Genomic DNA, 13,561 nt, shown 5'->3' on the forward strand with positions numbered 1-13,561 from the left:
AAATCTAATGCTTCTAGAAGGAGAGGTTCCGCTTCTGAGTATCTGCCTTGAGAATGGTACAAGTGTGCTAAATTGTTGAGGGAAAGTGCCACAGAGGGATGATTGTCTCCTAAAAGTCGTTTATCCAAATCTAATGCTTCTAGAAGGAGAGGTTCCGCTTCTGAGTATCTGCCTTGAGAATGGTACAAGTGTGCTAAATTGTTGAGGGAAAGTGCCACAGAGGGATGATTGTCTCCTAAAAGTCGTTTATCCAAATCTAAAGCTTCTCGATAGAGAGGTTCCGCTTCTGTGTACCTGCCTTGGCAATCGTACAATGCTGCTAAATTGTTGAGGGAAGTTGCCACATGAGGATGATTGTCTCCTAAGCGAGTTCGAGTTGCGGTTAAACAATCTTGATAGTAAGGTTCAGCAATAGCATACAATCCTTGTCCTTTATAATAACGAGCTAAACCCGTATAGGACGAAACTAAATCCTCATCAGCGATATATTGGGGATATTCCCTGACAGCTTGTTCAATATGGGGAATTAAGGGAGTCAGATTTTGAATAATATCTAGAGTAGGAGTTTGGGGGACTGTTCTCGATGTATCTGTCATCACCGTACAATAACGACTTTTTGCGGTATTGGCTGTCTCGGAACCTTCTAATTTTTCCCGTAGATAAAGACGGATGAGGGGATGCAGTTGATACCATTCATTGCCTAAAGATTTCAGCAAATTAAGCTTAACCAAGCTATCGGTTAACCATTTTTCTATCTCGTCTTTAGCTTCATCAGAAAATAAACTGATGATTAAGTGCTTGGGAAAAGGTGCCGAAGCAAATAAACTGAGACAAAGAGCTAATTTTTGTTCTTCTGTTTCTAACAGTTGCCAACTGAGATCCAGAATTGTTTTAATACTGCGGACTTCCTCCTTATCGGAGTTGAGATATTTTAAGCCTTTTTTGGGGAATTTTTCCTTGATATTTGCTAAAGTTTCAGTGGTTGCTTGTCTCAGAAAACTGCCTAGTAATTGTAATCCTAGAGGCAAATATCCTAAACACTGACAAAGTTGCTTGGCTGCCTCTAACTCCGCGGTTAGACGTTCTTTTCCTAAGTAGGTTTGCAGTAAATCTAAAGCTTGCGCTGCTGTGAGAACATCTAAGTTTATCGTTGACATCGATACCCCTAAGTAACTAAAGCGAGTGGTAATTAAAACCTGAAAACGAGAGTCTTTTTCCGGTGGTAGATAAGATTTAATTTGGTCGTAGTCACGCACATCATCAAAAATAATTAAAGCATTTCCCTCGGGCCAATTTTGCCAACAGTAACGCACTCGTTCACTTAAGGTTCCCTGATTGGGGATGTTTAAACCCAGGTATTCTCTGGCAAAAAATAAAATAGCCAAACCGGGGTCACTGTTAAGGACATTTATCCAACAAATACCCGCAGGATAATCCCCTTTATGTTGCCAAGCATACTGTAAAGCTAATTCAGTTTTGCCCGAACCTCCCATCCCACTTAAAACAATTAGGGAAGATTGCTGAAAAGCTTGATGAATCCGGGATAATTCCTGTTCTCTACCAACAAAGTTAACTGCTGTTCCTGGTAAATTATAGGGATCATGAACGGTATTTTTATCGGTAAATAGCTGATTATAGTTGGTAGCTTGGGTTGAATTTTCCGTTAAAAATAATCGCAGGAAAAACCAAGAATTTAAATCTGGCATATACCGAATAACTTTGTTAGTAAAATCATGATTCATCCACCAAATTTGTCGGAGATTAAAGCGAGCTAAATTTTCTCGATTGAAATTAATTAATTGCAAGGCATCTACTAGGGAAACATCAGAAAAAGCGGTTTCAAAACCAGTAATTGATACTACTCCCGACTCCAATTCTGCCAATTGTGTTAACAAGAAGTTCAAGACAAAAGAAGGTTTTTCCCATATTGGTAAGACAATTTTATGAAAAATAATGCCTTGTTCTTGGAGTTTATTCTCTAATTCTCTAACTACTTGCTGACGGGAAAACTCATCATAAAATTCCACCCTAGCTAAACCTCTAGATGGTCTTCGTCCCCACAATAGCAAACGAGCTGCCGTATGGGAAATAGTACCCGGTTCTAACTCCGATTGATTAGTTTGATTAACTTGATGTACCACCGGGGACACCTCCATCGGGAGCAGTAGGAATACGACCTTGAGCATTTAAAATATCAACCACAAGGGGATGCACCATAAAGCATCTTTCCCCGTCTCCATCTACTTCTTGAATCGCTCGATCATTTAATAAAGCGTATAATATCTCATTGGGAATTTGTGCTTCTGGATTAGCATCATAAATTCGTTTTAACAATGCTACCTTATCCCCATAACTAACATGATCGATATCATAAGGATTTTGGCCTAAACGTCTTTCATATTCTGTTCTTAAACTGCGAATTGCCCTGCTAATATGACTAGAAATGATCAGATTTTGTTGATTGACAATTGCCTCATCAGAAGCTTCTCTAACTAAATAAAATAAATCTCTGATATTGCCACCAGAGGCAATAATAACCCGCTCTATTTGTCCATCTTCAAATAAATTAGATTTAACTCTTGCTTCTAAAACTTTTCTCACTGCTTCCCGTCCTTTTTGGTTAGGAGTATGATCTTTTTGGCAAAAAACTGGAGTATCGGGAATCAGGAGATTATGGTCAAAAGTGAGGTTAATCCCGGGAGATGAATTATACAATCCAATCGGAATATTAAAAATAATGTGAATGTCTAAATCTTTGAAAATGTTAGAATAGTTTAAAAATAAATACCTGACCGCTTCTTGTGAAACACCAGCTTTATCGAAGTCCTCTCCAATAATTAGCCAGCTTCTCTGCATAGTTTCCTGTAAGTTCTGATTACACTCTTTCAGGAGTTTATTAGCAATATTAATTAAATCTCTGGAACGGGAAAGACGGTATTCAACAACTTTTTTCTCTCGCGAGGAAGCAAACCGGAATTCTCCCGTGAGAGAGGCAAAAAGTCCGAGAATTTTATTCCAGAAAGAATCTTCCTTTACTCCCGCTCCTGCTTCCGTTTTGATTTGACTTTCTCTGGTTTCCTTGCGGTTGAATTCTTCAGAACTAAACCAATCCCAAAGCTTTTGTAAATTTTCATCACTGAGTTGTCGAGAAATTTTAGCGGTTTTCTCAACAATTTCCACCACCATAAAGAGAAACACATCAAGGGGACTGAAATTAATCGCATCGAGTTCACTTAAAACACTAAATCGCAGGGGTTCAAAATGCTGTTTAATCTCATGATCATTAATTAAACGAGTTAATTCTGTCGATTTGCCTACCCCCGTGTGTCCCATTAAACAGGCTTTGTAATATTGTTGCGTATCTATGACCCGTTTTAACCCTAATTTTAGACGTTCAATTTTATCTTCCCCTCTCACCCGATTCATTTCTTCTCGATAAAAAGCATCTATTTCCTTCTGAGTTAATAGGGGTTCAGGAGATATAGTTAAATAGATTTCATCAAGAGTAGTCGCAGGTTCAAAGCGAGTCAGAGAGGGGTGTTGCCTAGAGACAGGAAAAATTATTCTCTGGAGATACTTTTTATTATATAAGTAGCTGGTTATAATTAAATTAAAAATGGATTTTAGGTTCGATCCCCCCTAGCCCCCCTTGATAAGGGGGGAAGCCGAAGGCGGGGGGATCCCCCTTAATAAGGGGGGCATCTGAAAGTTTTTAATACCCACCTAATTATTCAGCAAACCATATTTAAGCGGGAAAAATCCCTTTTATGTAGTCTGTGATACTGTTTTTTGGATTGAGATCGTCTAAGGTCAAAGAAATTGCTTCTAGGGTTCCGATTTAAGCGTCTTTAAATGTCAGGTCCGAGAGGAGCAAGCTAGTCTTAAATGATCGAATCAAAAATTTTTTCCATCTAAGCTGGCTACACGGCGGGATAAAAGCCCGGGAGACTTTAAGGATAACTGTTTTAAGGCAGTGTCTTTGAAGACTCCCGGGTTATTGTATTTTGAGGTGAAATGATGTCCGAGGAATCTACTTTTCAACCCCCGCGTTTAACCGAAGCTGAACAGGCCCTAGAAAAAGAACGCCATTTGCCCCTAACCGGTTGGCAACAGGAAGTTTCCCAGGGGTTAACCTACGGTTTAGAGGCGGCCGATAGTATTCGCGATCGCAGTATTCCCACCTTTTCCAGGGGTGAGTTACCCCACTATGCGGGAATTAACACCTTTATGAAGGCTCCCTATTTGGAAGATGTGCGGAATGTGGGCAATTATGACGTGGCAATCGTGGGTGTTCCCCATGATTCGGGGACAACTTACCGACCTGGAACTCGTTTTGGTCCCCAGGGAATTCGGCGGATTTCGGCTCTTTATACGCCCTACAATTTTGAATTAGGGGTAGATTTGCGCGAACAAATTACGCTCTGTGATTTGGGGGATATTTTCACCATTCCTGCTAATAATGAAAAGTCCTTTGATCAAATCTCTAAGGGGGTTGCCCATGTCTTTAGTTCTGGTGCCTTGCCGATTATTTTAGGGGGTGATCATTCCATTGGTTTTCCGACAGTGCGCGGTATTTGTCGGCATTTAGGGGATAAAAAAGTCGGTATTATTCACTTTGATCGCCATGTGGATACCCAGGAAACGGATTTAGATGAACGGATGCACACTTGCCCCTGGTTTCATGCCACCAATATGAAAAATGCTCCTGCTAAGAATCTCGTCCAATTAGGGATTGGGGGTTGGCAAGTTCCCCGTCAAGGTGTTAAAGTTTGCCGCGAGCGGGCCACTAATATTTTGACCGTCACCGACATTGTAGAACGAGGCATTGATGCTGCCGCCGAATTTGCCTTAGAACGAGCTTTAGATGGTACGGATTGCGTTTGGATTAGTTTTGATATTGATTGCATTGATGCCGGTTTTGTCCCCGGTACAGGTTGGCCGGAACCGGGCGGTTTATTACCCCGTGAAGCCCTAGCTTTATTAGGTAAAATTATCCAAAAAGCTCCCATTTGTGGCATGGAAGTGGTGGAAGTTTCCCCTCCCTACGATATTAGTGATATGACCTCTTTGATGGCTACCCGTGTTATTTGTGATGCCATGGCTCATCTGGTTATTTCAGGTCAATTACCGCGTAAAGAAAAGCCCTATTATATTCATCCTGAAGCCAATATGGAGGTTGATGAACCTTGGCAGTAATTTCCTATGCACGAAACTGATATGACCAAGGCGTTAATTATGACAGTTCGAGATTGGTATGATAGCCAACCTGAAAAGCTCAAAATTGAAAAAATTCATCTCATGGTTGGTGAATTTACCTGTGTTGAACCGGTCAGTTTACAATTTGCCTTTGAAGTTCAAACTGCCAATACTTTTCTTGCTGGCGTGGAATTAGCCATTAAAAATATTCCCCTAATTGCTTATTGTCATTGCTGCCAAAAAGATTATCAACCCCAAATTGGCCAGCAATATTCCTGCCCAACTTGCCGATCACCGATGGAGGATATTCGTTCAGGTCGAGAGTTAAAAATTGACCACATTGAATATTCTTTACTTTCTTAAAAAAAGTTAGGCGATCGCTTATACAAGTTCGATGATCAATTATTCATTCTCAACTAAAATGCACCAAACTTTTGACGCAGCCCTAGAAATTAATCTACTTCATGCCAATCAAACAGGAGCCGATCACAACCGGGAACATTTTGACGAGTGGGGCATTACCTGTTTAAACCTGATGAGTAGTCCTGGTGCCGGTAAAACTGTGTTATTGGAAAAAACCCTCGCAGCCTTAAAAGATCAATTAAAAATGGCTGTTATTGAAGGAGATATGACCACAGAACTAGATGCAGAGCGCCTGAGACAATATGGAGTTCCCGTGATTGCCATTAATACGGGTCGCTCCTGTCACTTAGATTCCAAAATGGTAGCTGGGGGAATTCATCGTTTCAAAGAAGATTACAACCCCAAAGAGTTTGATTTATTGTTGGTAGAAAATGTGGGAAATTTAGTTTGTCCCGCCGAATTTGAGGTAGGGGAACACGCTAAAGTTGCTCTATTAAGTATTACTGAAGGAGAAGATAAACCCCTCAAATATCCAATTATGTTTCAAGAAGCGGATTGTCTGATTATTACCAAATTAGATCTGGCTCCTTATTTAGAGATTGATTTAAAACGTTTAGAGGCAAATGTTCGCTCTATGAATCCCGATGTAAAGATTATCGCTCTTTCTGCTCAAACAGGAGAAGGTTTAGAAGAGTGGTTAAATTGGCTAAAAAGCCAAGTCAATAGACCGAGTTTTTTGAATTGTTAATCAGTAACAGTTTTTGAGATTTATTTCTGTTTTACTAGCTGTCATCTCTAAAGGCTATTACCTATGAAACGGCGCAATTTTTTCTCCTTACCTCTCGTTTTTTTTAGTAGCTTACTCCTGACCATTAGTTGTAATCAAGCTCCTCAGCAAACCCCCAATGCAAGTATTTCTCTGAGTAATACTGCCCCCATTGTCATCGGTTATAGTAATTGGGCCGGTTGGTGGCCATGGGCGATCGCTGAAGAAGAGGGATTATTTGCTAAAAATGGGGCTAATGTTCAAATGAAATGGTTTGATGGTTATCTTGAATCCTTACAAGCTTTAGCTGCCGGACAATTAGATGGAAATAGTCAAACTCTCAACGATACAATCGCTTTTGCAGGAGATGCAGTGAATGGTCAAGTTGCTGTTTTAGTCAATGATAATTCGTCAGGAAATGATAAAATTATTGTCACAGAAGAGATTAAAACTATTCAAGATTTAAAAGGCAAAAAAGTTGCTGTCGAAGAAGGCGTTGTCGGTGACTTTCTCCTCAGTTTAGCCCTAGAAAAAGAAGGAATGAGCCGTAAAGATGTGCAAATTGTCCCCATGGAAACAGGGGCTGCTGCTGCCGCTTTTGCATCGGGAAAAGTAGATGCAGTTGGTGCTTTTCCACCTTTTTGGTCAACAGCACTTAAACGAAAAGGTTCTAAAGAATTAATTAGTTCTAAAGCTTTTCCAGGTGCTATTCCTGATTTGTTAGTTGTCAGTGCCAAATTAATCAAAGAAAAACCAGAACAGGTTCAGGCTCTTGTCAAAACCTGGTTTGATGTTCGAGAGTTTATGGCTAAAAATCCCCAAAAAGCCGATGAGATTATGGCCAAGCGTGCGGGCATTAGTCCAGAAGAATTAGCCCTATATAAAGAGGGAACGAAGTTTTTTACCTTAGAAGAAAACCTAGAAGCCTTTAGTCCAGGGAAAACCATGAAAAATATGCCCTTTGCTGCTCAAAAAATGGCTGATTTTATGATGGAAGTTGGCTTTATTAAAAAAGTACCCGATCTAACAACTATTCTAGATTCCCAATTTGTCAAAGCCTTGGCAAATCAAGACAAAAAAGCCTAATTAGCCCCTCTTGTAGATCGAGAAATTAAAGGTTCCAATTCTCTATCTACAAGAGGGATTAGGGAGACAAGTTGACTGCAAGAATTGTTTGATAACTGGGTGATATTGGCTATCAAAATTATTCTTTTCTTTGGCAAATACCATGACCACAACACCTAAAACGCTTCCTCAAAGCACTTTTTGGCGGATTACCGAGGATATTCCCGAATCCCTCAAATGGACTTTAATGGTTTCCTCTATTATTGTCCCGCTGATTTTCTGGTTACTAATCTCTAGTTTTGCGGGCATTGAATCCGTATTTTTGCCTTCTCCTTTAGCCGTTATTCAGGCCTTAGGAAAATTGGCAGAACAGGGCTTTTTAATTCAAGATACTATGACCAGTTTTTTACGAGTAGTTGGGGGCTTTTTTTTAGGAGGATTGTTTGCTATTCCCCTCGGCATTTTAATGGGAACTTTTCCGAGTATTCGCAGTTTAATGGAACCGATCATTGGCGTTGTACGTTATATGCCCGCTCCTGCTTTTATTCCCCTATTGGTTATTTATTTGGGTATTGGAGAAACATCAAAAATTATGCTGATTTTTATCGGGACAATTTTCTTTAATACCCTGATGATTATGGATGCAGTTAAGTTCATTCCCCGTGAATTGATCGAAGTAACTTATACCCTTGGAGGAACTCGAAAACAGGTTTTATTTAAAGTGATTACTCCCTATATTATTCCTAATGTTATCGATACTTTTCGTGTTAATATGGCGGCCGCCTGGAATTTGGTAGTGGTGGCGGAATTAGTGGCGGCCGATAATGGATTAGGCAAACGCATTTTATTAGCCCAGAAATTTCTGAGAACCGATGAAATTTTTGCCTGTTTAATTGTACTAGGAATTATTGGCTTTGCTCTAGATTTAAGTTTTTGTTTGTTTTTGCAGTGGACTTGTAAATGGTCAATTACTCGTTAACTTAAAAACTCAATAACAGAGTTTATTCTGTCACCAATAAAGTTATTTTAATGATAAGAGAAGAACCTTAATGCACTTAGAAATTACTCAACTCAATAAAATTTTCACCACTAAACGAGGTGCTGTGGTCGCTCTGAAAGATATTAATTTACACGTTGAAAGTGCTGAATTTGTCTGTGCGGTCGGGGCCTCTGGTTCGGGAAAATCAACTTTGTTGCGAATGATTGCGGGTTTAGAGCTGCCCACTTCCGGCAAAATTACCGTTGATGGTGTTGAAGTGACAGGGCCAGGAGCCGATCGCGGCATGGTTTTTCAAAATTATACACTCTATCCCTGGATGACGATCCAAAAAAATGTTGAATTTGGCTTAAAACTACAGGGATTATCGACAAAAGAATGCTGGGAAGTGGCCTGTTATTATCTGGATATTGTCGGTTTAACCCAATTCGCTAATGCTTACCCCAGAGAACTATCGGGTGGGATGAAACAACGGGTTGCGATCGCCCGCTCTCTTGCCTGTCATCCCAAAGTTTTATTAATGGACGAACCCTTTGCGGCTTTAGATGTACAAACCAAAGAAAGAATGCACGAATATTTAATTGAAATTTGGCAAAAAATCAGGTGTAGTATTTTAATGATTACCCATGATGTGGATGAAGCGGTTTTTTTGGCTCAACGTATTTATGTTTTGAGTGCTAGGCCGGGGACTATACAACGGGAATTAACAATTAATTTACCCCTAGATCGTAATCATAAAATTAAACGACAAGCTCAGTTTTATGACTATACGGATGAAATTTACGGCCTGCTACGGGGTGAGAAATACTAGAAAAAACTAGGGATCATCAAGAGTAGTCCCTGGTTCAAAACGAGTTAGAGCAGCAAAAATCATCCTTTAGAGATACTTTCCGTTATCTAGCATCGCCAAACAGCGATCGCTCGCTGCTGCCGCCAACCCTAGATCAGTGATAGAACAGTTGTTCAACCATTAAGATTTTGTGATAATACTGGGTAAGTGTGATCTAAAGTACAGCTTTTTTTGGGAAAGTTTCTCCATCGGTGCTGCCTTGGGGCGCAAATATGATAGAATGAGACTAAATTGATACAAAACTTTACTTCAAGGTGAATCTATGCCGTTTACGATCGAATCAGCGCGGAGCATTTTCCCCAACACGCTATCAGCGGATGTGGTTCCCGCCACGATTGCGCGTTTCAATCAGCTGAATACCGAAGATCAACTAGCCTTGATTTGGTTTGCCTACCTAGAAATGGGCAAAACCATCACCGTTGCCGCCCCCGGCGCTGCTAGTATGGTGTTTGCCGAAAAAACCATGAATGAAATTCGGCAGATGTCACCCCTGCAACAGTCGCAGGTGATGTGCGACTTAGCGAACCATGCTGACACCCCGATTTGTCGTACCTACGGCACTTGGTCTGCTAATATCAAGCTGGGATTCTGGTATCAATTAGGACAATGGATGGAAGATGGCAGTGTTGCCCCAATTCCCAAGGGTTATGAACTATCTGCTAATGCTAGTGCCGTTTTAGACGGGATTAAAAAATTAGAGTCGGGACAACAAATCACCGTTCTGCGGAATTGTGTGGTGGATATGGGCTACGATCCCAAGAAACTGGGCGATTATAACCGTATTTCCGAACCCGTGGTTCCTCCCCAAAATATTGCCGAACGGACTAAAGTTAGCATTGAAGGCGTTACCAATGCCACCGTCCTCAACTATATGGACAACCTCAACGCTAATGATTTTGATGTATTAATTGAATTATTCACCCCTGACGGCGCTCTGCAACCACCTTTCCAACGTCCCATCGTCGGTAAAGAGGCAGTATATCGCTTTTTCCGCGAAGAATGTCAAAATTTGAAATTAATCCCCGAACGCGGTGTAGTGGAACCCGCCGATGACGGTTTTACTCAGATTAAAGTGACGGGAAAAGTACAAACCCCCTGGTTTGGTGCGGGTGTGGGTATGAATATGGCATGGCGCTTCCTCCTAACTCCTGATAATAAAATTTTCTTCGTAGCGATCGATTTATTAGCTTCTCCGAAAGAATTATTAAACTTTGCCCGTGGCTAAATAGCTACTGAGAGAAATCATTAAAAATTCTGATGAAACTTATTAGAGTTCCTTGTCAAGTGAACTCTTTTTTTTCTACAATTAAAAGGCTGACTTAAAAAATTGGGAAATACACCGGTTTCTTCTCTGATCTAGGTAAGAATAACTAAACAATCATTCTTAACAGATGTCGGCGAAAAGAGTCATGGTAGTTCAAAAACCCAAAATTATCATCCCTAAAACTAAAATCATGCCTATGAGTGAAATAATTTGGTCAGATACGGAACAAGAAATTGCTCAAACTGCTTTCCAAAAAGCCTATCAGCGAGAAACTAGCACTTTAATAGAACATATTAAAGAACAGTCTGGTCAGATCACGGTTTTAGATGATATCTGGCAAATGCACGATTATCTAAGCGCCCGACGACATCAGATTGATGGTAAATATGACTATCGCTATACTTCCCTAATTTTTGTCTTTGCCCAACTGTTAAAGGAAGGATGGTTAAAGCTAGAGGATCTCAACGGTTTGGAAAAAGATAAACTAGCAAAAATCGCTGCCCTCTCGCGAATGTAAATTAATGATTAGCATTAAGCTATCAGCTTTCTGCTCCTAGTTGGGTGACTAAAAAATTCATCTCTAGATAATCAACCCCGTCTTAAGTTTTTCCTAAGCGGCAACCAATCCCGCTAGAATGAGTCAATCATCCCGATCGCTTATCGCTTGTTTTGCACTTTTGGTTTATGTTCAAAAATCTTTTACTTCCCCTAGGAATATCTATCTTTCTCGGTGTTTGTCAATCTTTGTCAGCCGCCGAATCAGCTATCATCAAATACTACATCTTCCAAGGGTCTGTATCGGTATCAGAATTAAAGCAATTGAGCGAAACAGGCGAATTAGCTCCCGCTTTAGCGGCACAATTAAAGATGGCTAACCAAAAACCCGAAGAATTCCGTAAAATCCTTAATCGTCGGGTAGCGGTGGATGCCGTCTTTCTTTCCAAATTTCTTAATAGTTTTTTTGGCGAAAGTTTGCTAGATTATGCCGCCGAAATTGTCCACACCCCCAATCGGGCTGCTAGTCGGCAAGCTTTACGGGGTTCCTTAGTCACTTCTGCCCTCAACGATAACGAGATTCAAATCATCGAAGTCCTCGACAATTATCCCACCAGCGAGGTTCATGTGGATGGCAATCGTCTGCTGGATTTAATCAACCAAATTGAATCAGTATTGAAAAAAATGCCCCGTTTACCTTTCTGATACCAAATCCGCCTTTCAGGTTTTCGTGAATTGCGCTGTAAATTGAATAAATTAGGATAATCTGGTAGGAATAATGACCACTTCTTTGTCTCAAATGAAAACAGTTAGCGGCAAACCTTTTTTAAAGTGGGCGGGAGGCAAAACTCAACTGGTTCCCAATATTCTATCTTTGATTAATTCCCAGATTTCTCAAGATTGTCAGTTTAACTACATTGAACCTTTTGTCGGAGGTGGGGCAGTTTTATTCTCAGTCTTAAATAATTTTTCTTCTGTCCAAAAAGTCATTATTAATGACATCAATCCTGATTTAATCAGGGCTTATAATGTTATTAAAAATAATGTCAAAGAATTAATAGTCAAGCTTAAAAAAATTCAGCAGGATTTTTATGAACTTAAAAATCTAGAGGAACAACAAAAGTTTTTTTTTGATAAAAGAATAGAATTTAATTCTCGCAGCTGCGATGACGATCTAGAAAAAACAGTTTTGTTATTATTTCTCAATAAAACTTGTTTTAATGGACTTTATAGAGTCAATAGCAAAGGACTCTTTAATGTCCCTTTTGGAAAATATGTCAAACCATTGATCTGCAATGAAGAAAACTTATTAGCTGTCAACCATCATTTACAAAAAGTAACGATCCTACAAGGAGATTTTGTCCAAACCCTAAATTATGCCAATAACAAGACTTTATTTTATTTTGATCCTCCCTATAAACCGATTAAAAAAACATCAGCTTTTACCTCTTATACTAAAGAAGATTTTAACGATGAGGAGCAAATAAGATTAAAACAATTTATCGATCAAGTGGATCAGGCCGGTTATAAATTTATTTTAAGTAATTCCGACGTTAAAAACTTTGACTCTGACAATAATTTTTTTGATGATTTATATAAAGATTATAATATTCAAAGGGTAAAAGCCCGACGAAATATTAATTCCCAGGGCAATAATAGGGGAGAAATCTGGGAATTACTGATCAATAATTGACAAAAATTAAGCCTAACAGAAAAGACGACATGAATAAAAATATTTCTTCAAGAGCTCGAGGGTGGCAAGCTGTATTCGATAGATACAACTTGCACGATCATGATTTTTGTAACCATCCTTATTTTATTAAGGCTGAACAGATTAAAGCAGCAACAAAACATTTTGAAACTACAGGGGAAAGAGAAGTAAGAATTTTATGTAAACAAGATACAAGAGAAAGCCGTCCAGAAGTTTTTAAAAAGCTAGGATTGTTTATTTTACCAGTCAAGAATGGAGAGTATGTGATCTTAAAGGGCGAGGGTTATGTTGATATTCCTATCATAGAAACACCCATACAAAATTATCAAACTTTATTAGATTTTCAATTAGAAACTTCTTTGATAGGTGATTCAGAAATGCAACATCTGGACTTCGCTTACGCATCGAGTCTAATTCGTCACTTTATCAAAGATAATAGCCTAGTATTAACCATTCGTGGTAGAAAATATACCCCTGAATTTACACTAAAAATTAATGATCATGTTCTTAAAATTAAAGGTGTACAAACAGAGGTGGATGCAGGATATGAAGGCAAGAACCAAATTGTCCTGATTGAAGCCAAAAACTTAAGTATAGACAATGTAATTATCAGACAGTTGTATTATCCATCTAGACAATGGCAACTGCATACTAAAAAGAAAATTGTTACACTATTTTTTCTGACAGGGGGACAAGCCAGCTGAAAAGCTTATGTAGCATGGAATACAGACACAGACTCCAAAAAAAGATAAGTCATATTTACCATATATGACCTAAATAACGAAAATGATAAGTGAACTATACCAGAAAGTGTTAGAAAATGAACTGGGGCGAGCCAGATATCTACTGTTGTT

Annotated in this window: 13 protein-coding genes and 1 riboswitch; of the genes, 11 read left to right on the forward strand and 2 right to left on the reverse strand. The window is 39.4% G+C overall.

What is annotated here, in order from left to right; genetic code table 11:
- Positions 1-2,156 (reverse strand): tetratricopeptide repeat protein (locus tag H6G48_RS11265; RefSeq protein WP_190721763.1); only part of this gene is annotated, 2,156 nt, incomplete at its 3' end.
- Positions 2,125-3,564 carry a hypothetical protein gene (locus tag H6G48_RS11270; RefSeq protein ID WP_190721765.1) on the reverse strand — a complete coding sequence of 480 codons (1,440 nt, stop codon included), beginning with the start codon at positions 3,562-3,564 and terminating at the stop codon, positions 2,125-2,127. The genes H6G48_RS11265 and H6G48_RS11270, both read right to left, overlap by 32 nt.
- Positions 3,565-3,814: 250 nt before the next feature.
- A riboswitch (guanidine-I (ykkC/yxkD leader) is annotated at positions 3,815-3,949 on the forward strand.
- Positions 3,950-4,017: 68 nt separating this feature from the next.
- Between H6G48_RS11270 and H6G48_RS11275 the strand changes: the two genes are divergently transcribed.
- From H6G48_RS11275 to H6G48_RS11325, 11 genes are all read left to right on the forward strand, one after another.
- Positions 4,018-5,196, forward strand: coding sequence for an agmatinase family protein (locus tag H6G48_RS11275; protein ID WP_190721753.1), 1,179 nt, complete (start codon positions 4,018-4,020; stop codon positions 5,194-5,196).
- Positions 5,197-5,202: 6 nt separating this feature from the next.
- Positions 5,203-5,559, forward strand: coding sequence for a hydrogenase maturation nickel metallochaperone HypA (gene hypA, locus H6G48_RS11280; protein WP_190721754.1), 357 nt, complete (start codon positions 5,203-5,205; stop codon positions 5,557-5,559).
- A gap of 58 nt (positions 5,560-5,617) precedes the next feature.
- Positions 5,618-6,307 carry a hydrogenase nickel incorporation protein HypB gene (hypB, locus tag H6G48_RS11285; protein WP_190721755.1) on the forward strand — a complete coding sequence of 230 codons (690 nt, stop codon included), beginning with the start codon at positions 5,618-5,620 and terminating at the stop codon, positions 6,305-6,307.
- Between the two features lie 63 nt (positions 6,308-6,370).
- A complete protein-coding gene (locus tag H6G48_RS11290; protein ID WP_190721756.1) occupies positions 6,371-7,411 on the forward strand; it encodes an ABC transporter substrate-binding protein in 1,041 nt (346 codons plus the stop codon).
- A gap of 142 nt (positions 7,412-7,553) precedes the next feature.
- A complete protein-coding gene (locus tag H6G48_RS11295; RefSeq protein WP_190721757.1) occupies positions 7,554-8,369 on the forward strand; it encodes an ABC transporter permease in 816 nt (271 codons plus the stop codon).
- A gap of 70 nt (positions 8,370-8,439) precedes the next feature.
- Positions 8,440-9,198, forward strand: coding sequence for an ABC transporter ATP-binding protein (locus H6G48_RS11300; protein WP_190721759.1), 759 nt, complete (start codon positions 8,440-8,442; stop codon positions 9,196-9,198).
- 301 nt (positions 9,199-9,499) lie between these two features.
- Positions 9,500-10,462 (forward strand): orange carotenoid-binding protein, encoded by a 963-nt coding sequence (locus H6G48_RS11305; RefSeq protein WP_002733749.1) that lies wholly within the window; start codon positions 9,500-9,502, stop codon positions 10,460-10,462.
- A gap of 166 nt (positions 10,463-10,628) precedes the next feature.
- The gene (locus tag H6G48_RS11310) at positions 10,629-11,018 is read left to right on the forward strand and encodes a hypothetical protein (protein WP_002798313.1); all 390 of its coding nucleotides are present in this window, start codon (positions 10,629-10,631) and stop codon (positions 11,016-11,018) included.
- Between the two features lie 167 nt (positions 11,019-11,185).
- Positions 11,186-11,701 (forward strand): alpha/beta hydrolase, encoded by a 516-nt coding sequence (locus H6G48_RS11315; RefSeq protein ID WP_012265171.1) that lies wholly within the window; start codon positions 11,186-11,188, stop codon positions 11,699-11,701.
- 73 nt (positions 11,702-11,774) lie between these two features.
- Entirely contained in the window at positions 11,775-12,689 is a 915-nt protein-coding gene (locus H6G48_RS11320) for a DNA adenine methylase (RefSeq protein WP_190721761.1), read from the forward strand.
- Between the two features lie 29 nt (positions 12,690-12,718).
- Positions 12,719-13,411: a type II restriction enzyme gene (locus H6G48_RS11325; RefSeq protein ID WP_242034619.1), complete on the forward strand. Its 693-nt coding sequence runs from the start codon at positions 12,719-12,721 to the stop codon at positions 13,409-13,411.
- Positions 13,412-13,561 lie beyond the last annotated feature (150 nt).

The organism is Microcystis flos-aquae FACHB-1344 (assembly GCF_014698375.1).
GTDB lineage: Bacteria > Cyanobacteriota > Cyanobacteriia > Cyanobacteriales > Microcystaceae > Microcystis > Microcystis aeruginosa.